Source organism: Flavobacterium sp. CFBP9031 (genome assembly GCF_034044945.1).
Lineage (GTDB): Bacteria > Bacteroidota > Bacteroidia > Flavobacteriales > Flavobacteriaceae > Flavobacterium.
Window position 1 is genome coordinate 567573 of record NZ_JAXCWF010000001.1, and the last position, 23495, is coordinate 591067.

At 33.5% G+C, this 23495-nt stretch carries 25 protein-coding genes; 18 read left to right on the plus strand and 7 right to left on the minus strand.

Going from position 1 to position 23495, the window contains the following annotated elements:
* Positions 1-265: 265 nt before the first annotated feature.
* The gene (locus tag SOM12_RS02415) at positions 266-1051 is read left to right on the plus strand and encodes a sulfite exporter TauE/SafE family protein (RefSeq protein ID WP_095929061.1); all 786 of its coding nucleotides are present in this window, start codon (positions 266-268) and stop codon (positions 1049-1051) included.
* A gap of 86 nt (positions 1052-1137) precedes the next feature.
* Here SOM12_RS02415 and SOM12_RS02420 read toward each other — a convergent pair whose 3' ends face one another.
* The 7 genes from SOM12_RS02420 to SOM12_RS02450 form a co-directional block, all read right to left on the minus strand.
* Positions 1138-1524 carry a helix-turn-helix transcriptional regulator gene (locus SOM12_RS02420; protein ID WP_095929062.1) on the minus strand — a complete coding sequence of 129 codons (387 nt, stop codon included), beginning with the start codon at positions 1522-1524 and terminating at the stop codon, positions 1138-1140.
* Positions 1525-1763: 239 nt separating this feature from the next.
* A complete protein-coding gene (locus tag SOM12_RS02425) occupies positions 1764-2168 on the minus strand; it encodes a hypothetical protein (RefSeq protein ID WP_320492263.1) in 405 nt (134 codons plus the stop codon).
* 523 nt (positions 2169-2691) lie between these two features.
* A complete protein-coding gene (locus SOM12_RS02430) occupies positions 2692-3087 on the minus strand; it encodes a helix-turn-helix transcriptional regulator (RefSeq protein WP_320492264.1) in 396 nt (131 codons plus the stop codon).
* A gap of 132 nt (positions 3088-3219) precedes the next feature.
* Entirely contained in the window at positions 3220-4074 is an 855-nt protein-coding gene (locus tag SOM12_RS02435) for a hypothetical protein (RefSeq protein WP_095929065.1), read from the minus strand.
* A gap of 193 nt (positions 4075-4267) precedes the next feature.
* Entirely contained in the window at positions 4268-5344 is a 1077-nt protein-coding gene (gene cydB, locus SOM12_RS02440; protein ID WP_320492265.1) for a cytochrome d ubiquinol oxidase subunit II, read from the minus strand.
* Between the two features lie 2 nt (positions 5345-5346).
* Positions 5347-6693 carry a cytochrome ubiquinol oxidase subunit I gene (locus SOM12_RS02445; protein WP_320492399.1) on the minus strand — a complete coding sequence of 449 codons (1347 nt, stop codon included), beginning with the start codon at positions 6691-6693 and terminating at the stop codon, positions 5347-5349.
* Between the two features lie 429 nt (positions 6694-7122).
* Positions 7123-7713, minus strand: a complete 591-nt coding sequence (locus SOM12_RS02450; RefSeq protein ID WP_320492266.1) for an HD domain-containing protein — start codon at positions 7711-7713, stop codon at positions 7123-7125.
* Between the two features lie 205 nt (positions 7714-7918).
* Here SOM12_RS02450 and SOM12_RS02455 point away from each other — a divergent pair, with 205 nt between their 5' ends.
* From SOM12_RS02455 to SOM12_RS02535, 17 genes are all read left to right on the plus strand, one after another.
* Positions 7919-9337: an MBL fold metallo-hydrolase gene (locus SOM12_RS02455; protein WP_095929068.1), complete on the plus strand. Its 1419-nt coding sequence runs from the start codon at positions 7919-7921 to the stop codon at positions 9335-9337.
* A 173-nt stretch (positions 9338-9510) separates the two neighbouring features.
* Positions 9511-10080, plus strand: coding sequence for a YeeE/YedE family protein (locus SOM12_RS02460; RefSeq protein ID WP_095929069.1), 570 nt, complete (start codon positions 9511-9513; stop codon positions 10078-10080).
* Positions 10081-10091: 11 nt separating this feature from the next.
* Complete coding sequence (locus SOM12_RS02465; RefSeq protein WP_095929070.1) at positions 10092-10568, plus strand: DUF6691 family protein; 477 nt, start codon at positions 10092-10094, stop codon at positions 10566-10568.
* 23 nt (positions 10569-10591) lie between these two features.
* Positions 10592-11110 carry a GNAT family N-acetyltransferase gene (locus tag SOM12_RS02470; protein ID WP_320492267.1) on the plus strand — a complete coding sequence of 173 codons (519 nt, stop codon included), beginning with the start codon at positions 10592-10594 and terminating at the stop codon, positions 11108-11110.
* A 177-nt stretch (positions 11111-11287) separates the two neighbouring features.
* Positions 11288-12865: a glycerol-3-phosphate dehydrogenase/oxidase gene (locus SOM12_RS02475; RefSeq protein ID WP_320492268.1), complete on the plus strand. Its 1578-nt coding sequence runs from the start codon at positions 11288-11290 to the stop codon at positions 12863-12865.
* Positions 12866-13154: 289 nt separating this feature from the next.
* Positions 13155-13613 (plus strand): MarR family winged helix-turn-helix transcriptional regulator, encoded by a 459-nt coding sequence (locus SOM12_RS02480; protein ID WP_095929073.1) that lies wholly within the window; start codon positions 13155-13157, stop codon positions 13611-13613.
* Positions 13614-13626: 13 nt separating this feature from the next.
* Positions 13627-14259 (plus strand): NAD(P)H-dependent oxidoreductase, encoded by a 633-nt coding sequence (locus tag SOM12_RS02485; RefSeq protein WP_095929074.1) that lies wholly within the window; start codon positions 13627-13629, stop codon positions 14257-14259.
* Between the two features lie 39 nt (positions 14260-14298).
* A complete protein-coding gene (locus SOM12_RS02490; protein ID WP_095929075.1) occupies positions 14299-14865 on the plus strand; it encodes a YceI family protein in 567 nt (188 codons plus the stop codon).
* 207 nt (positions 14866-15072) lie between these two features.
* A complete protein-coding gene (locus SOM12_RS02495) occupies positions 15073-16353 on the plus strand; it encodes a hypothetical protein (protein WP_320492269.1) in 1281 nt (426 codons plus the stop codon).
* A gap of 299 nt (positions 16354-16652) precedes the next feature.
* Entirely contained in the window at positions 16653-18053 is a 1401-nt protein-coding gene (locus SOM12_RS02500; RefSeq protein WP_095929077.1) for an anthranilate synthase component I family protein, read from the plus strand.
* Between the two features lie 89 nt (positions 18054-18142).
* On the plus strand, positions 18143-18586 hold the full coding sequence (locus tag SOM12_RS02505; protein ID WP_320492270.1) for a hypothetical protein: 444 nt from the start codon (positions 18143-18145) through the stop codon (positions 18584-18586).
* Between the two features lie 90 nt (positions 18587-18676).
* The gene (locus tag SOM12_RS02510; protein ID WP_320492271.1) at positions 18677-19243 is read left to right on the plus strand and encodes an aminodeoxychorismate/anthranilate synthase component II; all 567 of its coding nucleotides are present in this window, start codon (positions 18677-18679) and stop codon (positions 19241-19243) included.
* An 84-nt stretch (positions 19244-19327) separates the two neighbouring features.
* Entirely contained in the window at positions 19328-20320 is a 993-nt protein-coding gene (trpD, locus tag SOM12_RS02515; RefSeq protein WP_095929080.1) for an anthranilate phosphoribosyltransferase, read from the plus strand.
* An 80-nt stretch (positions 20321-20400) separates the two neighbouring features.
* Positions 20401-21180 carry an indole-3-glycerol phosphate synthase TrpC gene (gene trpC / locus SOM12_RS02520; RefSeq protein ID WP_095929081.1) on the plus strand — a complete coding sequence of 260 codons (780 nt, stop codon included), beginning with the start codon at positions 20401-20403 and terminating at the stop codon, positions 21178-21180.
* An 85-nt stretch (positions 21181-21265) separates the two neighbouring features.
* The gene (locus SOM12_RS02525; protein WP_095929103.1) at positions 21266-21898 is read left to right on the plus strand and encodes a phosphoribosylanthranilate isomerase; all 633 of its coding nucleotides are present in this window, start codon (positions 21266-21268) and stop codon (positions 21896-21898) included.
* 12 nt (positions 21899-21910) lie between these two features.
* Positions 21911-23092: a tryptophan synthase subunit beta gene (trpB, locus tag SOM12_RS02530; RefSeq protein WP_320492272.1), complete on the plus strand. Its 1182-nt coding sequence runs from the start codon at positions 21911-21913 to the stop codon at positions 23090-23092.
* A gap of 80 nt (positions 23093-23172) precedes the next feature.
* Positions 23173-23493, plus strand: a complete 321-nt coding sequence (locus SOM12_RS02535) for a gamma-glutamylcyclotransferase family protein (protein ID WP_202006225.1) — start codon at positions 23173-23175, stop codon at positions 23491-23493.
* Positions 23494-23495 lie beyond the last annotated feature (2 nt).

The following is a 23495-nucleotide window of genomic DNA, read 5'->3' on the forward strand; positions in this document are numbered from 1 at the left end:
AATTTTATTTTTTTCAATCTGAACCGAAAAAAATTAACTAATCTGTGAAATTTATTACACAAATAAAATTAGCACTAATTCGTGAATTCGTGGCGAAAATTTTTCCTGTTGTCAGGCTGAGCGAAGTCGAAGCCTTACAAAGCATTTCGACTTCGCTCAATGTGACAGAATAATTTGTGAAATTCGTGGCTAAAAAAAATCTTCTGTGATAAATGTTACTGTAGATTTCTAATTTCCGAGGCAACTTTGCATTAAAACAAATGCAATGGAATATTTAGGATTTTTTGCCTCAATCATAATCGGAATTTCGCTTGGCTTAATTGGCGGCGGAGGTTCTATTCTTACTATTCCTATTTTAGTTTATTTATTTAAAGTAAATCCCGATCAAGCCACTTCTTATTCTTTATTCATTGTCGGATTAACCGCTTTATTTGGAAGTTACAGCCATTACAAAATGGGGAATCTAAAACTAAAATCGGCTTTGTACTTTGCTGTTCCCTCAGTTATTTCGATTTTAATAATTCGTGAAGTGATATTTCCGCAAATTGCATCGACTTTGTTTTCTGTCGCTTCTTATACCGTTTCAAAAGATTTTCTAATTATGATCATCTTTTCTATCCTAATGATTACGGCAGCCATTTCTATGATTAAAAAAAATCAGTCCGAAATTAAATCAACAGATACTAATTATTCGCAATTGAGTTTTATAGGTTTTTTGGTCGGAATCGTAACCGGATTTCTAGGTGCAGGCGGCGGATTCTTAATTATTCCTGCCTTGCTTTTTTTTGCCAATTTACCCATGAAACAAGCCGTGGGAACTTCATTATTAATCATCACTATTAATTCGTCAATAGGTTTTGCTGGCGATCTATACATTGGGACACCAATAAACTATAGTTTCTTATTAAGCGTTTCTGCAATGGCTTTAATCGGAATGTTTATTGGAAGCCAGCTTTCTAAAAAAATGGACGGCGCGAAATTAAAACCTCTTTTTGGATGGTTTGTGCTCGTGATGGGATTTTATATCATTGCCAAAGAAGTTTTATTCTAAAAAGAATTTCAACGTTTTATTTAGTTTCACTTGTAGAGTAATCTTTGTCAAAGTTTTAAACTTTGACAAAGATGAAACTAAAACCTTCAGATTTCTCCAAATTTATCTTTATATCTCTCAAGCTCGATTTCAGTTCTCGAAAGCAGTTTTTCAAGCAATTGAATTTTATCTTCATAAAGCTCCTTCAAAACCGAAGAATTATCGGCATTAATCAAAATACTGCCGTTATTGTTTCCTGTTATTTTGTTGTAATTATTAAAGTATTTATCATAATCAAAACTAATTATATCCTCTACGCTTACATCCAAAATTCTTCCTATTTCAACCAATTTTTCGTAACTCAAAGAAGTCTTTCCTTTTTCAATTTTACTATAACCAGCTTGGGTTACGCCTAATCTTTCTGCCATGTATTCCTGAGTATAATTTTTTAACTCTCTAATATTTTTGATTTTACTTTTAATTGTTGTGGCCATATTATTTCTGATTTGTGGTCATGTATAGTCAAAACAGCCAGCCGTTAGAATGTAACGGCAAGACTATACTATTATTTTTATTGGGAAATTATAAAACTACTTCATAACTAAAGACTTATGTCGCAGCGTTTTGTTAATTTTTTCTTTGTGTAATGATAAAATAACTGTACATCAAAGCTGCCATTATGAAAAATGCAATCATAACGGGAAATACTGAATATAAACATCTCTGATTTTTTTTAAGCAGTTCTTTTTATACTTCTTTCAAACTGAAGATCTAAGTAAGAATCGATCTGCTTGCCAACCAATATGCGGTCTTTGGTGGCAATTTTAGTCCTTATTTTGTTCTGGTAAATATCTTTTACAAAAACAAAATAGGCAAATTCGGCCTTGTTCCCGAATCTCATAGCTAAAATAAACGAATAACACAAAATTGCAGGAATAATGTAATACAAGTCCATTAAGTTGGAAAATAGCATGCAATAATATGTTGCAGCAGTTACGGCTAAAAAAGCACCGTTTTCAAGAAAATATTTCTTCTTTTTTTTAAGCAGTCCAATTTCTTTAATTTCATCAAAGTGATACTGCCAATTCTTAGATTTGTAACGAAATCTAACCTTGTCGGAAAAAACTGTTAAAGGCATAATAATTTAGTAGGTAAAAATAGATTTAAGCTTCTAGTGAAAAATCAATTTCTAAAAATTCTTAGGGGGAAAAAATTCTTAGATACGCAATATTAAGCATTAACACTTTTTTTTTCTTACAATTAACATTATAGAATATAACTATCGGTTGTAATTAAATCTTTCGTAAAAGTTATCTTATACTTTATTTACAAAAAAAATCTCAAGTAAGAAGATTCTTTTGGGCGTTGCCTCCGGCCGGGCTATCCGCTTTATTCCCGATTAACAAAAACTACGGCTAAAAAGCCTTGTTTTTCTAAATCGGGAGATACCGCTCCTATCCCTAACGCAGACTCAGGTAAAATGACGTTTTGTCTTTAATATTTTCAATCAACTGCCTCAAGCTTTAGCTGGAGGTAAACAAATGTATACAAAAAAGGCTTTAGCCAAACCCGGAAAGTTTGGCTAAAGCCCAATTCAAATTCAAACAAAAAACCTCCAGTTAAAACTGGAGGCAATTCATTTCTATCTTTATGTTTTTCTATTACTTTTTAAGAAGTTTTTCTAAATATTCTACTTTTTCTTTTTCAGCCTGAACCAAACGTTCATAAAGTTCAACCACTTTATCTAAAGGGTTAAAAGTCGCATACATTCCTTGATTAAAACTATTTCCTTGACTTGAACTATTATCATAAAAATTATTGAAGAAATTGAAGACAGATTCTTCCGAAAAATTTTCAATAGCTTCAATAGTAACACCAAGTGCTTTTGCAATTTCTGTCAATTTTTCATTATCAATCGTTTCACTCGATTCTATATTCGAAACAGTTTGCTGGCTTAGCCCAATTGCAATTGCCAAAGCTTCCTGCTTCATTCCTTTAAGCTCTCTAATTCGGCTTATGTTTCTTCCTATATGTTTTGGTTTTGCTGTTGTGCTCATAATTCAAAGATATTTAAATTTCTTGAGAAATTATTTGATTCGTAAAAATACAAGTTTTTCGTACTAATGCAAAAAAGCCATAGGCTAACTTTATGATTTTTCTAAAGCCAATTTGACTTTAAAATAAAAACTTTATCTCAATTCATAAGTCCATTTTGAAGTCTTTTCATCAAAATCTACAGAAATATAAGCCATGTAATCAACAGCAATTTGTGTTACTTTACTCCTTTTTAATTCCCAACTCTTTACTTTTTTGAGCAATTCTGTAGCATAAATTTCAAATTCTGTTATAGGTCTTTTACTTTTTACATTAAATTCTGTCATTAAACCAAAATTCGGATCAATTTTAAAATCCTCAGAAGATTTATGCCAATCAAAAAAATTAAAAACAGAAACTAATTCTCCTTTTTTATTAATGTACAATGCAAAAAGCCCGAATGGTTTATCAGATTTTATAGCTTTCGCATCTTTAAAAATGGAGTCGAGATTGGTAATTGGTTTCGTAGGATTAAATTCATTGTTCACCGTATAGTCAAGATCATAGATGTAGTTATCTAATTTAAATTCATTGCCATGATCCAACACCTTTTGCAGACGAGGATCAATTCCTCTTTCCCGAATAACCTGCGAATTGGAACACATAATACTAAAACCTAATTTTCCTTGATATTCAGAGGCAAAAACTAGTAATTTCTGATTCTTATAAACTTCCGAATAACAAGAACTCCCACCAGAGTATACTTTTTCGTAGTAAAATGTAAAATTTAGTTCTTTTGGAATATTAGCTTTTTTATAATTTTTGAGCACTTTAACTTTTATAGAATAAGTAGCAGAATCTTTGGCAATTTTTTTAAGTGTTACTAATCCTTCAAAAACATACTTGGAAGAATAAAACTCTAAAATTGGTTTAGGTGTATCACAACTGCAAGCAACTGCTTTTATAGATCCAAATAAGAAAATAAGTAATGCTATTATTTGTTTTTTCATTGATGCTTTTTAAAAAAAATTGCCTCCAGCTTCAGCTGGAGGTAAACAAATCTATATAAAAAAAAGCTTTAGCCAAAATCGTAAAGTTTGGCTAAAGCCTAATTCAAATTCAAACAAAAAACCTCCAGCTAAAGCTGGAGGCAATTCATTTTATATTGAAACTAAAATTCGTGAATTCGTGGCTATAAAAAAATCAATGTTCTCCATATCCAATATCATCCATTTTTCCACTGAAAACGCGATATTGAATAATAAAATAAATAATTACAAGAAACAAAGCAATAAAAAACCAGCTCAAACCAGCGTTTAATCCGTATTCGTGAGCGGCCGTGTTATAAATCGTTAAAGACGGATTTACATTATTCGTTGATGGCAAAACATTCGGAAAAATCGAAACCGCTGTAGACGCAAATCCGCCAACTAAAAATAAGGTCGAAAAAATAAATCCTTGACCATCTTTTTTGAAAGAACGAACTTTGAATAATCCCGCAATTCCAACAAAAGTCATTAAAGGAAAAAACCAAAGAATTGGATTTTCAATAAAATTATGAAAGGGTTTAGGCTCGATAAAGTGCCAAATCCCCAAGGAAATAAAGACCAAAATCAGCAAAACAAAGTTCAATCTAAAGATTACATTTTTCAATTTCGGATTTAAAGCAGAATTCGTTTTGTAAATAATCCAGTTTGCACCGTGAATCGTCAATGCCACAACACTCACAATTCCTAAGAAAAGCGTAAACCAGTCAATAATTCCCAATTCATTTGCTTGCGGACTAAAAGTCGGATTCCACAAAGGCAAAAAGAAATAATGCGCTTCCTGCGTAGAAACTCCGTTTTGAACCATTCCGAGATTCACACCTCGAACAATATTTCCTAAAGCAATTCCGAAGAAAAGAGCCAAAAGCAGACTCGCAATTCCGAAAGCTTTATCCCAAATACTTTCCCACATATGATTATGAATCTGTCCACGCATTTCTAATCCGATGGCACGGAAAATCAAAAGCCATAAAATCATAATCAGAGGCAGATAAAATCCGCTAAAAGAAGAAGCGTATAAAGTTGGAAAGGCAAAAAACAAAACCCCTCCTGCCGCAATTAGCCAAACTTCATTGGCATCCCAAAACGGACCAATGGCATTTGTAATCGCTTTTTTATCTTTTTCTGTATCGGCAAAAAATAAATGAATAATTCCTGCACCAAAATCATAGCCATCTAAAACCAGATAAACAGCCAAAATTCCCATTAAAACTACGTACCAAAAAAATTCCATACTTATATTTTTTCTGTTGAAAGTTCCACTTTATGTGGCCCTTTATTGATAATTTTTCCAATCAAAAGTAAAAACAGCATTCCTAGTAAAAGGTATAAACCAATAAAACCAAGCAATGTAAACAAGGTATTTCCCGATGAAACCGTTGGTGAAGCTCCCTCTGCAGTTCGTAATAAATTATAAACCAACCAAGGCTGTCTTCCTAATTCTGCCGTGTACCAGCCTGTTGTATTGGCAATGTAAGGAAACGGCATCATGAACATTAAAGACCATAATATCCATTTAGTTTCAAACAATTTCCCTCTAATTAATTGAAAAAGCGAAAGCACCATTAATCCGATAAAAACCGTTCCAAGACCAACCATGATATGATACGCATAATACAGTCCAGAAATATTAGTTGGATGCAAATCTTCTTCGAACTGATCTAATCCTTTTATTTCCTGATCCCAATTTCCATAAGTCAAGAAACTCAAAATATTAGGAACGGCAATTTTGTTGTCCAGTTTTTTATCTTTTACATCGGGCTGTCCGATTAAAACAATTTCGGAACCTTTTTTCTCGGTATGAAAAATTCCTTCCATAGCCGCAAAAGTTACCGGTTGGTATTTCACAACATTTTTAGCCAATAAATCTCCTGTTGGAACAGCCACAATTACACTCGAAATCAATCCGAAAATAACACCTGTTTTCAAGAACAATTTCCCGAAAGAAACATTTTTATTACTTAAAATATAAAAAGCTCCAATTCCAGCTACAACAAAAGAACTGGTTACCAAAGAAGCGGCTTGATTGTGTAAATAAGAAGGCCAAAGCCACGGATTTAAAAATAAAGCTTTGAAATTTGTGAGTACAAATTTTCCATTTTCTAAGATTTCGTAACCCACAGGATTCTGCATCCAAGAATGTGTGGCAATAATTAAGTAACCGCTCGCCCACGAACCAATCATGATTAATAATCCTGTTACAAAATGCCATTTATGTCCGAGTAGTTTTTCTCCAAATAAAAATAATCCGAGGAAAGAAGATTCAAGAAAAAAAGAAAACATTCCTTCCATTGCCAATGTCTGCCCGATAATTCCTCCTGTTAATTCGGAGAATTTAGCCCAGTTGGTTCCAAACTGAAACTCCATCGGAATTCCCGTTACGACGCCCATTGCAAAATTGAGAGCGAAGATTTTCATCCAGAAATGGGTGGCATGATTGTATTGTTCGTCTTTAGTCTTGAGATATTTCCACTTGAAGTACACAATGATCAGCGAAAGACCCATTGTAAGTTGCGGAAAAAGATAATGAAAAGTAATCGTGAAGGCAAATTGCATTCGATCATAAAAGAGCATTTCTTCCATAATGGTAATTTGTTTATGAAGTTCCACAAATTTAACCATTAGAACCCGAATTAACGTCCTTTAAAAAAAGTTTATCGCCCGATATTTGTTAAACTTTTCAACAATTTAAAGGGTAGAAATGACACTTCTCATTACAACTTTGTCAAAGTTTTGAACTTTGACAAAGTTTCTTCGTATATATTTTTTGTGCATTGTTTTGTCATTTCGACCGAAGGGAGAAATCTCCGCAAGTAACTCCGCAACGAGAATCCAATCTTTGTCGAGCTTCTCACGGAGATTTCTCCTTCGTCGAAATGACAAGATCACGTTTAGATATGGATGCGTAACATAACCCGTGGTTTCAACCGCGGGAAACGTATCGTAATTACACATGAGTTCCTTCGTTGAAACCACAGGCTATATTTGATTTTGATTACGTGATTGTTTTGATTATTTCTCCAAAATCCCTTTTTCAACGCTCTCATTAATCAAACCTTCTGCGTAATTCCATAAAGATGCTGAACCATTTTTAATGATGCTTTTCTTCTCATAAACTTTATCGTACTTCACTCCAAACTCTTTCCAAGTTCCGCCGTTGTTTGATGTATTTTGCAATAGAGGTTCAAGTCTGTCCATAGATCTTGCAAATTTGGCTTCATTGGTTTCTCCAGCTTCAAATTCTTCCCAGATTGAAATAAATTCTTCCGCTTGATTTTTAGGCAGAAGACCAAAAATTCTGTTTGCGGCCAAACGTTCTTCATCTGTATTATCATGATTTTTTACAGTATCATAAATAAAAACATCTCCTGCGTCAATCTCTACGATATCGTGTATCAAAACCATTTTCACGACTTTCAAAACATCAATCGGTTCATTAGAATGATCTGCCAAAACAATTGCCATTAAAGCCAAATGCCAACTGTGTTCTGCATCATTTTCACATCTGTCGCTGTTGAATAATTTTGTCTTGCGCTGAATATATTTTACTTTATCAATTTCTTTTATAAAAGCGATTTGATCCAATAAGTGTTGTGTGTTCATTTTATTTTTTGTTTTAAAATGACATTCGTCATATGCAAAATTAAAGCTTAAAGCGTAATTGCTCAACTTTAAATTTAATTTATCTCAACCGAATATGACAAACGCCACATTTTTTTACACAAAAACCTAATTTCTGTAACATTAGTCACCTATTTTTTTAAAAAACAAAGTTACCTTTGTAACCCATCATTTTACAATACCTATCATGAAAATAGAACAAATTTACACCGGATGCCTTGCTCAAGGTGCATATTATATCACTTCAAATGGTGAAGCCGCCATTATTGATCCGCTTAGAGAAATTCAGCCTTATCTGGATCGTTTAGAGCGTGATGGCGTTAAACTGAAATATATTTTTGAAACGCATTTTCACGCCGATTTCGTTTCAGGTCACGTTGATTTAAGCAAAGAAACCGGAGCTCCAATCGTTTACGGTCCAAATGCTGCTTGCGAATTTGACTGCATTTCTGCGAAAGACGGTCAGGAATTCAAAATCGGAAAAATAACAATTAAAGCACTACATACTCCAGGTCATACCATGGAAAGTACTACTTTTTTATTGATTGATGAAAACGGAAAAGATCACGCCATTTTCTCTGGGGACACTTTATTTATCGGAGATGTTGGCCGTCCTGATTTGGCTCAAAAAGCAGCTGGAATGACACAAGATCAATTGGCTGGAATTTTATATCATTCGTTAAGAGATAAAATCATGACTTTGGCTGATGACGTAATTGTATATCCTGCGCACGGTGCGGGAAGTGCTTGCGGAAAAAACATGAGCAAAGAAACGGTTTCAACAATCGGAAATCAAAAAGCAACAAATTATGCTTTGCGTGCTAACATGACTGAAGAAGAATTCATCAAAGAAGTAACGGATGGATTATTACCTCCTCCAGCCTACTTCAGCATGAACGTTGCCATGAATAAACAAGGTTACGAAAGCTTTGAAACAGTTTTACACAACGGAATGAAAGCGATAAATGTAAAAGAATTTGAAGCAGTTGCTGAAGAAACTGGCGCTTTAATTCTAGACACAAGAAGTGCAGCTGATTTTAGTAAAGGATTTATTCCGCAATCTATCAATATCGGAATCAATGGTGATTTTGCGCCGTGGGTTGGAACTTTAATTGCCGATGTAAAGCAGCCTATTATTCTGGTTACTGCAGCTGGCATGGAAGAAGAAACTGTAACGCGTTTAAGTCGTGTAGGTTTTGATACAATTATTGGGCATTTGGAAGGCGGTTTTGAAGCTTGGCAAAATGAAGGTTTCGAAATTGACACTGTTAACAGAATTACTGCTGAACAATTTGCAAATGAGTTTAAATTTGGCGAAGATAAAGTCGTAGATATCCGTAAAGAAACAGAATACGCAGCAGAACATATTGATGACGCTTACAGCAAACCTTTGGCTTACATCAATGACTGGGTAAAAGATATTAACCCAAATGAGCATTTTTATTTGCATTGCGCTGGAGGCTACAGGAGTATGATTGCAGCTTCTATCCTTCAAGCAAGAGGTTTCAGAAATTTCTCTGAAGTTGAGGGCGGTTTTGGAGCAATTTCTAAAACTAATGTTCCAAAATCAGATTTTGTCTGCCAGAGCAAGGTTTTGAAAGCATAAACATTGAACATAAATTTTTACCATATAAGTGATATAAGTTCATTTTAGTTTGGGGTGATTTTAAGCCCACTTCTTATATTTACTCAACTTTTCTAAGTTATATAAGAAACTTCAACTTATAATTTCTTATATAACTTATATGGTCGAAAAAATACTTAATCTTTAAATTATTTATGAGTTTACTAGAAATTTTGAGAGAACCATGGCCTTGGTATATTGCTGGCCCGCTGATTGGATTAACAGTTCCAATTTTATTAATTATTGGGAATAAATCTTTCGGGATTAGTTCTTCATTACGTCATATTTGTGCGGCTTGTATTCCTGCAAATATTTCATTTTTTAAATACGATTGGAAAAAAGAAAGCTGGAATTTATTCTTCGTTCTTGGAATATTTTTCGGTGGTTTTATTGCGGCTCACTTTTTATCAAATCCAAATCCTGTAGAAATTGCTCCTGAATTATCGGAAAAATTATCAACTTACGGAATTACAGACCACAGTGGTTTAGTTCCGTCGCAATTATTTTCTTGGGAAAGTTTATTAACGCTTCGCGGATTTATCATGATTGTGGTTGGCGGATTTTTAGTAGGTTTCGGAACACGTTACGCTGGCGGGTGTACAAGCGGACACGCGATTATGGGATTATCAAACTTACAATGGCCATCATTGGTAGCAACAATCTGTTTTATGATTGGCGGTTTTGTAATGGCACTTTTGATTTTACCTTATATTCTTTCACTTTAAAAATTTCAAAAATGAGTTTAGAAAATAAAAATATAGACGGCGAAGGAATCAACGCAAGCCAGAAAAAAGAAACTGCATTTGCAAACCTAAAATATTTAATCGTTGGAATCTTTTTCGGAATTGTATTCGTAAAAGCAGAAATCATCAGTTGGTTTCGTATTCAGGAAATGTTCAATCTGGAATCGTTTCATATGTATGGCGTAATTGGATGCGCTGTTGCTGTTGGATTAATTTCAGTACAATTGATTAAAAAATTTAATATCAAAACTCTTGATGGCGAAAAAATCGAAATCCAGCCAAAGACTTTCAACAAAGGACAAATCTATGGCGGATTATTATTCGGTTTCGGATGGGCTATTACGGGAGCCTGTCCTGGTCCGCTTTTCGCTCAAATAGGAACTGGTGCTACTGTAATCGTGGTTACTTTGGTAAGTGCTATTGCTGGAACTTGGGTTTATGGTTTGATTAAAGATAAATTGCCTCATTAATTTTTTATAAAGTAAATCCAAAAATGAATTCTACAGAACAGTTAGTATTACGAAAAGCAGTTCTTTCTGAAGTGCCTGCAATTTGGGAAATACTGCAAGATGCAATTGAACAAAGACGATTAGACGGAAGCAGCCAGTGGCAAGATGGTTATCCGAACGAGCTTTCTGTTAAAAATGACATCGAAAATGGCTACGGTTATGTACTAACAGAAAACGAATCTATTTTGTGTTATGCCGCTATTATGTTCGACAAAGATCCTGCTTACGAAAACATCGAAGGAAAATGGCTAACTGATAGCGATTATACTGTTGTACACCGCGTCGCAGTTTCAAAACTAGCAAAAGGAAAAGGGATTGCAACAAATCTATTTGAAAAGATTGAAAGTTTATCTGTTGAAAATAACATTTACAGCATAAAAGTTGACACGAATTTTGACAATGTTCCAATGCTTAAAATTTTAGATAAACTAAAATATACGTATTGTGGCAAAGTCTATTTAAGAGGCGCTGTAAGAAAAGCTTTTGAAAAACGATTGATCTAGATAGACAATATATAAAATTGATAACCCGACTGGTTTAAAAGCCTGTCGGGTTTATTTTTTTTAGATCTAGTAAATCCAACTTGAAACCTAAATCAAATAAAACCTGAAACTTTTTCTTCATCAATTTTTAATTTCATTTCGTTAAGTTTGCTTTAAACAAAAAGTCCCGTAAAAAATATGAATCGTTCAGAGCAGTTACTAAAACTACAAAATACAGAAAATTGGGACGTAATAATTATAGGCGGCGGAGCAAGCGGACTCGGAACCGCAATTGATGCAGCAAGTCGCGGTTACAAAACCATTTTATTTGAAGCTGTAGATTTTGCAAAAGGAACTTCTAGCAGAAGCACCAAATTGGTACATGGCGGTGTAAGATATTTGGCGCAGGGCGATGTTCATTTAGTTAGAGAAGCATTAAAAGAAAGAGGATTATTGGCGCAAAATGCAAATCATTTAGTTAAAAACCAATCCTTTGTTATTCCAAATTATCATTGGTTTAGCGGTTATTTTTATACCATCGGATTAAAGATTTACGATTTATTGTCTGGTTGCGTGAGTTTAGGAAGTTCTAAATATCTTTCGAAAAAGAAAACTATTGAAATGCTTCCAAACGTAGAAGAAAATGGATTGGTGAATGGCGTTATTTATCATGATGGCCAATTTGATGATTCTCGTTTAGCGATTAACCTTGCTCAAACGGCTGTAGAAAACGGAGCTTGTGTTTTGAATTATGCAAAAGTTGTCAATTTGCTAAAAGACGACAGAAATCAAGTTATTGGTGTTCAAGTTCAAGATCAGGAAAGCGGAATTAAACAGGATATAAAAGGTGCCGTCGTAATTAACGCAACAGGTGTTTTTACAAATGCAATCATGAAATTGAATGATAACGTTTATAAAAAATACATTGTTCCAAGTCAAGGAATTCATTTAGTATTTGATAAATCTTTTTTGCCTGGAGATCATGCCTTAATGATTCCAAAAACAAAAGACGGAAGAGTTTTATTTGCTGTTCCGTGGCATAATCGGGTTGTAGTGGGAACGACCGATACTTTAATTAAAAAACAAAGCTTAGAGCCCATTGCTTTAGAAAGCGAAATTCAATTTGTTCTCGAAACCGCTCAACGTTTTCTAACCAAGAAACCCACAAGAGCAGATGTTCTTTCTGTTTTTGCAGGATTGCGCCCATTGGCTGCTCCCAAAGAAGAAGGTAAAAGCACCAAAGAAGTTTCTAGAAGTCATAAAATTATAGTTTCAGAAACGGGGCTAATTACTATTACTGGAGGAAAATGGACAACGTACAGAAAAATTGCTGAAGATATTATGAATAAAGCAATCAAAACTGGAAAATTATCTCCGAAGGAATGTCGCACAGAACATCTTCCCATTCATGGAAATAAATCTACGAATTCTTTAGATAGAGAAAATCACCTTTATATATATGGTACTGATATTCCTAAAATAATTGAATTACAAGAAAGCGAACAAGAGTTAAAAGAAAAACTGCATCCTGATCACGAATTTACGATGGCAGAAATTGTTTGGGCTATCCGTTACGAAATGGCAAGAACGGTAGATGATATTTTAGCAAGAAGAGTTCGTTTATTGTTCTTAGATGCGAGAGCTGCAATTGAAGTTTCTGAGAAAACAGCAAGAGTAATTGCTAAAGAATTAGAACATGATGAAGCTTGGATCAACACAGAAATTGCCAATTTCAGGCAAATTGCAAACGGTTTTCTTCTCTCGGAATTCCAATAAATGGTAAATTCAGCTTATCTTCAATAACTTTTGTTTTAAAATCTTCTTACAAAAAGGCATTTAAAAAATAGTATAAATCAAAATTGCTTCTTGATTTTAAAAAATCATTAATTCACAATATATCAGATCGTTATATTAAAAAATTACATTAATTTTAGTATCGAAAAACTATTCTTTTAGTTCTTGCTAAAAGCGCAATTAAACATGTTAACAAATAATTAACACAACATTTGTATATACAACTATTAAAAGTTATACATTTGTATATACAAATTATACACTTACGACTATGACAATTGAAGAGGTTATTAAGAGTACGGTTAAGATGGATAATGCGAAAAAAGTTATTCTGAATATCATGTACACGCAAAATGTGATTCAGGATCATTTCAACGAGTTGATCAAACCGTATGATTTATCTGGAGAACAGTATAATGTGTTGCGTATATTAAGAGGACAAAAAGGAAAACCTGCTAATATGTGCGTGATACAAGAGCGAATGCTTGCTAAAACAAGCAACACAACACGTTTGGTAGACAAATTATTATTAAAGGATTTTGTAACTCGAAATGTCTGTCCAGATAATCGAAGAAAAATTGAAGTTTCGATTACAGAAAAAGGATTAGATGTTTTAAAAGAATTAGATCCGAAAGTAGATGAACACGAACAAACGTTTGCTAACAATTTACAACCAGAAGAATTAGTTTTCTTAAATCAATTATTAGAGAAATATAGAACCAACAAATAAAATAATAAAAACTATGAGCAATTTCTTAGAAAATCAAAATTGGAGATACGCAGTCAAACAATATGATGCTTCAAAAAAGATATCAGATGCTGATTTAAATACATTAAAAGAAGCAGTAAGATTAAGTGCTTCTTCATACGGATTACAACCTTATAAAGTAGTTATTGTTGAAAATCCAGAATTAAGAGAAAAATTAAAAGGAGCAGCTTGGGGACAAACTCAAATTACAGATGCTTCTCACCTATTCATTTTTGCAAATGATTTAAGCCTTGACGGAGGTTCTGTTGATAAATACATCAACAATATTAGCGAAGTAAGAGGCGTTCCTGCTGAAGCTTTAGGCGGATTTAGCGATATGATGAAAGGTGTAATTTCAAATTTATCTGAAGACGCAAAACACATCTGGACGGCAAAACAAACTTATTTAGCTTTAGGAAACTTATTAAATGCAGCTGCCGAATTAAAAATTGATGCTACTCCAATGGAAGGTTTCAGCGCAGCTTCTTTCAACGAAATTTTAGGTTTTGACAAATTAGGTCTAAATGCTTCTGTAATTGCAACTGTAGGTTACAGACATGATGAGGACAAATCTCAACACCAGAAAAAAGTTAGAAAATCACACGAAGAATTATTTATCACTCTATAATTATTTATTAATCAAATTCAAATTTTAATTTTAAAAAACATGAAAAATTTAAAAACTATTGCAATAGCATTATTCGTAGCAGCTGCTAGTATCTCAGTAAATGCTCAAACTAAAAAAATCGACGTAAAAGCATCTACTATTAAATGGGTAGGTAAAAAAGTAACTGGAGAGCACTCTGGAACAGTAAACTTCAAAGAAGGTTCTGTAGTTTTCAAAGGAAAAAAATTAACTGGAGGAAGCTTTACAGTTGATATGACTTCATTAACTTCTACAGATTTAACTGGAGAATACCAAGGAAAATTAAACGGTCACTTAAAAGCTGACGATTTCTTCGGAACTGACAAATTCCCAACTTCAAAATTAGTTTTCAAAACTATCGGTGCAAAATCTGCTGACGTTTATACTGTAACTGCAGACTTAACTATCAAAGGAATCACTAAACCAGTAACTTTTGATATCACTGTAAAAGGAAACACTGCTACAACTGCTTTCAAAGTTGACAGAACTAAATACGATATTAAATACGGTTCAGGTAGCTTCTTCGACGGTTTAGGAGACAAAACTATCAATGACGAATTCGAATTGGCTGTAGCTTTAAAATTCTAATATTTCAAGCTTACTAATTCAGAAATACAATAAACCCCAACAGTTTTTTTACTGTTGGGGTTTATTCTTTTCTAAGTTTTTCAAAAACTTAACATTCTTAATAATATAGTAACTCTTTCGTAATAAGCATCAGGACTTTGATTAACATACGGCTTCTATTTTTGGGACAATTAAAAAAATCAAAAACTAGAAATTAAAATCATAGTTATGAAAACAAAATTACATTTTGCATCTATAATCTTCATTATCAGCTTTTTCGCACAAGCTCAACAACAACCAAAAGGAATCGTTGGAACTTCAAACTGGATGACTAACTGGACGAGCTTTAAACCAGCTGGTAATGACTATGGCGAAGCAACCAATATAATTGCGGGAACAATCGACAAAGACACCCGATTGGCAAAACGTAATATTTACCATCTAGTTGGTGTTGTGTACGTTACAAATAATGCCACTTTAACAATCGAGCCTGGTACTGTAATACGTGGCGATGATAAAACCTGCGGAACTCTTGTAATTACAAATGGAGCTAAAATTATAGCTGAAGGATTAGAAACCGATCCGATTATTTTTACTTCTGAAAATGAAATAAACAATAGAAAACCAGGTGACTGGGGCGGAATTATCGTTTTAGGAAAAGCTCCAATAAACTCTCTTGGAGGTATACATACATTGCCTTTCGATTTAGATCCAACCTTAAATCACTATGGAGGTCAAGATCCAGAAGATAACTCGGGAATTATTAAATACGTGAGAATCGAATATGCTGGAAGAAAATTAAGCGCTTCTAAAGAATTAAATGGTCTTTCTCTTGCTGGCGTTGGAAGAAAAACAATTGTTAGTCATGTTCAAGTTAGCTTTTCGAATGATGATTCTTTCGAATGTTATGGTGGAGATTTAAATCTAAGCAATTTGGTTTCATTTAGAACAACAGATGATGATTTTGATTTTACCCAAGGTGCTCAAATTAACATTAGCAATAGTATTGCTGTTCGCCATCCGTTTTCTTCAGATATTTCAGGTTCAAGATGTTTTGAGGTAGATTCATACGAAAAAGTTGCGGCTACAGACATGACTAAAAAAATGACTAAAATAAATGCCAACAATATTACATTGGTTAATTTAGAAGAAAACAATCAAGGCTTGGTTAGAGAATCTGCCTATATTAAAGAAAACACTTTTTTCAATTTAACCAATAGTGTAGTTTCTGGATTTGCTCCTTTTATTTTATTGGAAGGAAATATCGGAAATGGTGAAGCTAATCTATCAAAAATCACATTTAAAAATGTAATTGCAAACAATTGTCAAGGAGAAATTGAAAGTGAATCTGGAAGCAATATTCCTGGCATAAAAAATTATTATGGTAACCCAGCGTACGGAATAGAGTATACAAAAATGAAACTTAGCGAGCTATTTGCTATTCCAAATATTAAAGGAAATCCAGATTTTAGACTAAATGTAAATAACACGGTAGCAATTGGTAACTAAGGAGTTATAGAGATACTTTGAATTAAAATTTAACAAATTTTACAAATTCGAAAAGTTTTTTTTCAAATTTTATGTACTCTAATTAAAATTACATTTATATCTTTGTGACATCAAAATAAAGAAATGAGAACAATTTTAAACAATACTTGGTGGTGGAGCAATTTACGTCAGACGTCGTGAACGAAGCTTCCTATGGTATTGTTAAAACTATAAAATATAAAGGGCTTGTCATCACGACAAGCCCTTTTTTTTGGATCAAATTGAAAATAAATTAACAGAACAACATAAAACTATATATTTTGAAACCTTTTATTCTTAATACACATTACAAACAAATTCTGGCAGATACTGTAACGCCAGTAAGTATTTATTTCAAAATCAGAGATAAATTCCCAAATAGTTTATTACTAGAAAGTAGTGATTATCATGGAAATGACAACAGTTTTTCTTATATCTGCTGCAATCCGATTGCTACAATCAAAATAGAAAATGAAGTTATTTCTAAAACTTTCCCTGACGGAACTTCAGAAAAAATCAATATTGATGCTTCTACAAATATTCCTCAGGTAATTCAGGAATTTTCAAGTCAGTTTAAATCAGAAAAAAACGATTTTAAATTCATCAACAACGGTTTATTTGGATATATTTCTTACGATGCTGTTCGTTATTTTGAAAAAGTATCTATTGCAAAAAAAGACAATGCGACTTCTATTCCAGATATTTTTTATGCTGTTTATCAGAACATTATTGCAATCAATCACTTTAAAAATGAAGCTTATATTTTCTGCCATAGTCTTGATGGAAAAAACAATATTTCAGAAATCGAGCAATTATTACAATCTAGAAATATAGCTTCTTATAAATTTTCTAAAGAAGGCGAAGGTTTCTCTAACTTAACCGATGAGGAATTTAAAACAAATGTGGCTTTAGCCAAAAAACATTGCTATCGTGGAGATGTTTTCCAATTAGTTCTTTCTCGCCGATTTACTCAAGGCTTCAAAGGAGATGAATTTAATGTTTATAGAGCTTTAAGAAGCATTAACCCTTCTCCATATTTATTTTTCTTTGATTATGGAGATTTCAAAATATTCGGTTCTTCGCCAGAAGCACAAATTATCGTAAAAGATAGAAAAGCCGAAATTCACCCAATTGCAGGAACTTTCAAAAGAACTGGAAATGACGAACGCGATGCTCTTTTAGCAAAAGAACTTTCAGAAGATAAAAAAGAAAATAGCGAGCATGTTATGCTTGTTGATTTGGCAAGAAACGATTTAAGCAGAAATGGTCACGATGTCAATGTAGAAAAATATAGAGAAGTGCAGTTTTTCTCTCACGTAATACACTTAGTTTCAAAAGTTACGGGACATTTGCACGACAAAGCAACTACAATGCAAGTTGTAGCAGACACTTTCCCAGCAGGAACTTTGAGTGGCGCGCCTAAACACAGAGCAATGCAGTTAATTGAAGATTGCGAAAAAACAAATCGTAATTTTTATGGAGGCGCAATTGGAGTTATGGATTTTGAAGGAAACTTTAATCACGCCATTATGATTCGAACTTTCCTTTCCAAAAATCATCAATTGCATTGTCAAGCTGGAGCCGGAATTGTAGCAAGTTCTGATGAAGAAAGTGAAATGCAGGAAGTTTATAATAAGTTAAGAGCATTAAATACAGCGCTAGAAATGGCAGAGAAGATTTAGTCATCAGTGTTCAGTTTTCAGTCGCAAAACCTGAAACTTGAAACCTGAAACAATTAACCATAAAACATAAAACCACAAACTATAAAACCATGAAAAAAGCAGTATCAATTTTAGTTTTAATCATTACGATGACATCTTGTAATTCAGAAAAAAAGCACAATCCGATTGAAGGAACCTGGCGTCTTATATCAGCTGAAACAACTGAGAAAGATTCGACTTTTTCAACTTTCAATACCAAAACAAAAATGATTAAGATTATTAACGATACACATTTTGCTTTTTTTAATCATGATTTGAAAAATGGAAAAGATTCAACAACAGCATTGTTCTTTGGAGGAGGCGGAAAATATACTTTAAAAGACAGTATTTATACAGAAAACTTAGAGTTCTTTAACAACCGCGATTGGGAAAACAACAAATTTGAATTTGTAGTGAAAATTCAAAACGACACTTTAATTCAAAAAGGTGTAGAAAAAATAGAAAAATTAGGAATAGATCGTGTTATAATAGAAAAATACGTTCGAGAAAAATAAATAAAATTTAGTTTCAAGTTTTCTTTGTTTCAAGTTTCAAGTTAGGAAACTTAGAACCTTAGAATCTTAGCAACTTAGTACCTTAAAAAAATGAAAAAGATTTTAGTTATAGACAATTACGATAGTTTTACTTACAATTTAGTGCACTATTTAGAAGATTTAAACTGCGAAGTTACCGTTTACAGAAACGACGAATTTGATATTGATGAAATTGCTTCTTTTGAGAAAATTTTACTTTCTCCAGGGCCTGGAATTCCAGATGAAGCAGGTTTGTTAAAAGCAGTAATCGAAAAATATAGTCCGACAAAAAGCATTCTTGGGGTTTGTTTAGGGCAACAAGCCATTGGAGAAGTTTTTGGAGGAACGCTTTCTAACCTTGATAAAGTGTATCACGGAGTTGCTACAAATGTAAAAACAGTAGTTTCAGATGAAATTTTGTTTGAAGGTTTAGGAAACGAATTCGAAGTCGGAAGATACCACTCATGGGTCGTAAACAGCAATTTGCCTGAAGATTTAGAAGCAACTTCGGTAGACGAAAACGGACAAATTATGTCTTTAAGACACAAAACTTATGACGTGAGAGGCGTTCAGTTTCACCCAGAAAGCGTTTTGACTCCAAACGGTAAAAGGATTTTAGAGAATTGGATTAAGAGTTAGTGATCAGTATTTCAGTCTCAGTTTACAGTCTCAGTAAAAAACTTAGAATCTCAGCATCTTAGAACCTTAGCAACTTTAAAAAAAATGAAAACTATATTAAACAAATTAATCAACCACGAAGTTCTTACTAAAGAAGAAGCAAAAAACGTATTGATTAATATTTCAAGCGGTCAATACAATCCAAGTCAGATTTCGGCATTTTTGACTGTTTTTATGATGCGAAGCATTACAATTGATGAACTTTCTGGCTTTCGCGAAGCTTTATTAGATCTTTGCATTCGTGTTGATTTATCAGCTTACAATACCATCGATTTATGCGGAACGGGTGGCGACGGAAAAGACACTTTCAACATTTCGACTTTGGCTTCTTTTGTATCAGCAGGAGCTGGAATAAAAGTTGCAAAACATGGAAATTACGGAGTTTCTTCTATTTCTGGTTCAAGCAACGTGATGGAAAAAATGGGAATTAAATTTAGCAACGACTCTTCCTTTTTAGAAAAATGTATCGATCAGGCTGGAATCTGCGTTTTGCATGCCCCCCTATTTCACCCAGCAATGAAAAATGTTGGGCCAATTAGAAAAGAATTGGCAGTAAAAACGTTCTTTAATATGTTAGGACCAATGGTAAATCCTGCATTTCCACAAAATCAATTGGTTGGAGTTTTCAACTTAGAATTGGCAAGAATGTATGCTTATTTATATCAAAATACAGATACCAATTTTACGATCTTACATTCGCTTGACGGATATGACGAAATTTCATTAACTGGTCCAACCAAAACAATTTCCAACCATATGGAGGGAATGTTGAATCCAGAAGATTTTGGTGTTCGACTTCTCTCTCAAACCGAAATTGAAGGAGGAAAAACAATTGAAGAATCTGCAGAAATTTTTACGAATATCATTTCTGGAAAAGGAAATGAAGCACAGAATAATGTAGTTTGTGCCAATGCTGCAATGGCAATTTCGACCGTTACGAAATGCTCTCCAAAAGAAGGATTTGAACTGGCTAAAGAAAGTTTATTGTCTGGAAAAGGGTTAAAAGCATTACAGAAATTACAAGAATTAAGCAGGTAAAAAATTGTTTCAAGTTTCAGGTTTCAAGTTTCAAGTTGTTGGAACGAACCTGAAACTTGAAACCTGAAACAAACAAAACAATGAATATCTTAGATAAAATAATACTTGACAAACAAAGAGAAGTTGTTCTAAAGAAATCGATCATTCCGGTTTCTCAGTTAGAAGCTTCAGTGTTTTTTGAAAAACAGACGATTTCTCTTAGTCAGAAATTAAAAGAAAGCAATTCTGGAATTATTGCAGAACACAAACGTCGTTCTCCTTCAAAATCAATCATCAACAATAATTTTACGGTTGAAGAAGTAGTTAAAGGTTATGAGAATGCCGGCGCATGCGGAATTTCAGTTTTAACCGACGGTAAATATTTTGGCGGATCTCTTGACGATTTACTTTTAGCTAGAGCTTCAGTAAATATTCCGCTTTTGCGAAAAGAATTTATTGTAGACGAATATCAGATTTTGGAAGCAAAAGCACACGGAGCCGATTTGATTTTGTTAATCGCAGCAGTTTTAACTCGAGAAGAAATCAAATCATTATCTGAATTTGCAAAAAGTTTAGGTTTAGAAGTTTTGTTGGAAGTTCACAATCAAGAAGAATTAGAAAAATCAATTATGCCGACTTTAGATATGATTGGCGTAAACAACAGAAATTTAAAAACATTCGAAGTAAGTTTAGATTTCAGTAAAGAATTGGCTTCACAAATTCCTAATGATTTTGTAAAAGTATCCGAAAGCGGTATTTCATCAATTGAAGCCATTCAAGAACTTAAACCTTACGGTTACAAAGGTTTCTTAATTGGAGAAAACTTCATGAAAACCGACAATGCTGGTCAAGCGGCAACAGAATTTATTAAACAGCTATAGGCTTTAAGCTGTAAGCAATAAGCCTTCTTAACATTACTAATTTAGCCTAAAGCCTAAAGCTTAAAGCTTAAAGCATTTAAAAAAAATGAAACTCAAAATATGCGGCATGAAATATCCCGAAAACATTCTCGAAGTAGGTTCACTCCTACCCGATTATATGGGATTTATTTTCTGGGAAAAATCCGCTAGATATTGCAATGGGAATGTTCCCGAATTGATAAAAACAATCAAAAAAGTGGGCGTTTTTGTTAATCAAAGTCAGGAAGAAATTCTGGAAAAAGTCGAAAAATACAACTTACAAGCAGTTCAATTACATGGGGAAGAATCAGTTGAATTTTGCTCAGCATTAAAAGAAAAACTTCCAAAAAAAATTGAAATTATTAAAGTCTTTTCGGCCGATGAGAATTTCGATTTTGAAATCATAAAACCTTTTGAAAATGTCTGCGATTATTTTCTATTTGACACCAAAGGAAAACTTCCGGGCGGAAATGGAACAACTTTCGACTGGAGCATATTAAAAAAATACAATTCGAAAAAGCCTTTCTTTTTAAGTGGCGGAATTGGAATGAATGAACTAAAAGCCATTGAAGAAATTTCAAAAACCAAATTACCTATTTATGCTGTCGATGTAAATAGTAAATTTGAAATCGAACCAGGGCTAAAAAATAAAAATCTATTAAGCAATTTCAAGAGAAAATTTGATGTTGCCAACTTTTAAAATTTAAATAAAATGAGTTTTAACGTTAACGAAAAAGGATATTACGGAGAATTTGGCGGTGCTTACATCCCAGAAATGCTGTATCCAAATGTAGAAGAACTACGTCAGAAATACTTAAGTATAATGGATGAACCTGATTTTAAAGCAGAGTTCAACCAGTTGCTGAAAGATTACGTTGGACGTCCTAGTCCGTTGTATTTTGCAAAACGTCTATCTGAGAAATACAATACCAAAGTTTATCTAAAAAGAGAAGACTTAAACCACACTGGAGCTCACAAAGTAAACAATACAATTGGGCAAATCCTGCTAGCAAAACGTTTGGGTAAAAAAAGAATTATTGCCGAAACTGGAGCTGGGCAACACGGTGTAGCAACAGCAACAGTTTGTGCTTTAATGGGAATTGAATGTATCGTTTACATGGGCGAAATAGACATCGCGCGTCAGGCACCAAACGTGGCGCGTATGAAAATGTTAGGCGCAGAAGTTCGTCCGGCTCTTTCAGGTTCAAGAACTTTAAAAGATGCTACAAACGAAGCCATTCGTGACTGGATTAACAATCCTGTAGATACACATTATATTATCGGATCTGCAATTGGGCCTCATCCTTATCCAGACATGGTAACACGTTTCCAAAGCATTATTTCTGAAGAAATTAAATGGCAGTTAAAAGAAAAAGAAGGTCGTGAAAATCCTGATTATGTAGTAGCTTGTATTGGCGGAGGGAGTAACGCTGCAGGAACTTATTACCACTTTTTACACGAACCACAAGTTGGAATTATTGCTGTAGAAGCTGCTGGAAAAGGTGTTGACAGCGGACACAGCGCTGCAACTAGTAAATTAGGAAAAGTTGGCGTTATTCATGGTTGTAAAACACTTTTAATGCAAACTCCAGACGGGCAAATTACAGAGCCTTATTCTATTTCTGCAGGTCTCGATTATCCTGGCGTTGGGCCTTTGCACGCCCATTTAGCACAAACAGGAAGAGGAGAATTTTTCTCAGTTACTGATGATGATGCGATGAATGCCGGTCTACAATTAACAAAATTAGAAGGAATTATTCCAGCAATTGAAAGTGCACACGCTTTTGCAGTTCTAGATCAGAAGAAATTCAAGCCTACAGATGTTGTTGTAATAAGTCTTTCTGGTCGTGGCGACAAAGATTTAGATAATTATATAGATTACTTTAAATTGTAATAAAAATTGTAATTTGGGCGTTCAAATCCCGAAAGTTATCGGGAGTCTGTACGCTAACAAATAAAGAGAAAATCATAATTATGGAACTATTATTCTCCTACGGAACATTAAGATCGAAACAAATTCAGATGCAGATTTTTAATAAAGTTTTAAGTGGCAGTCCAGATCAAATACTGGGCTTCAAACTTAAAAGTTTACAAATTGAAGAAGAGTTTGGAATGGCAGATTATGTTGTGGCTGTACCAAGTGAAAGCTTGGAAGACATTATACACGGTGTTGCTTTTGAAGTTTCTAATCAAGAATTGTTAAAAGTAGATCAATTCGAGTCTAATTCATACAAAAGAGTTCAGGTCAAACTTCAATCAGGAAGAGTAGCTTGGGTTTATACAGAAAATAAATAATA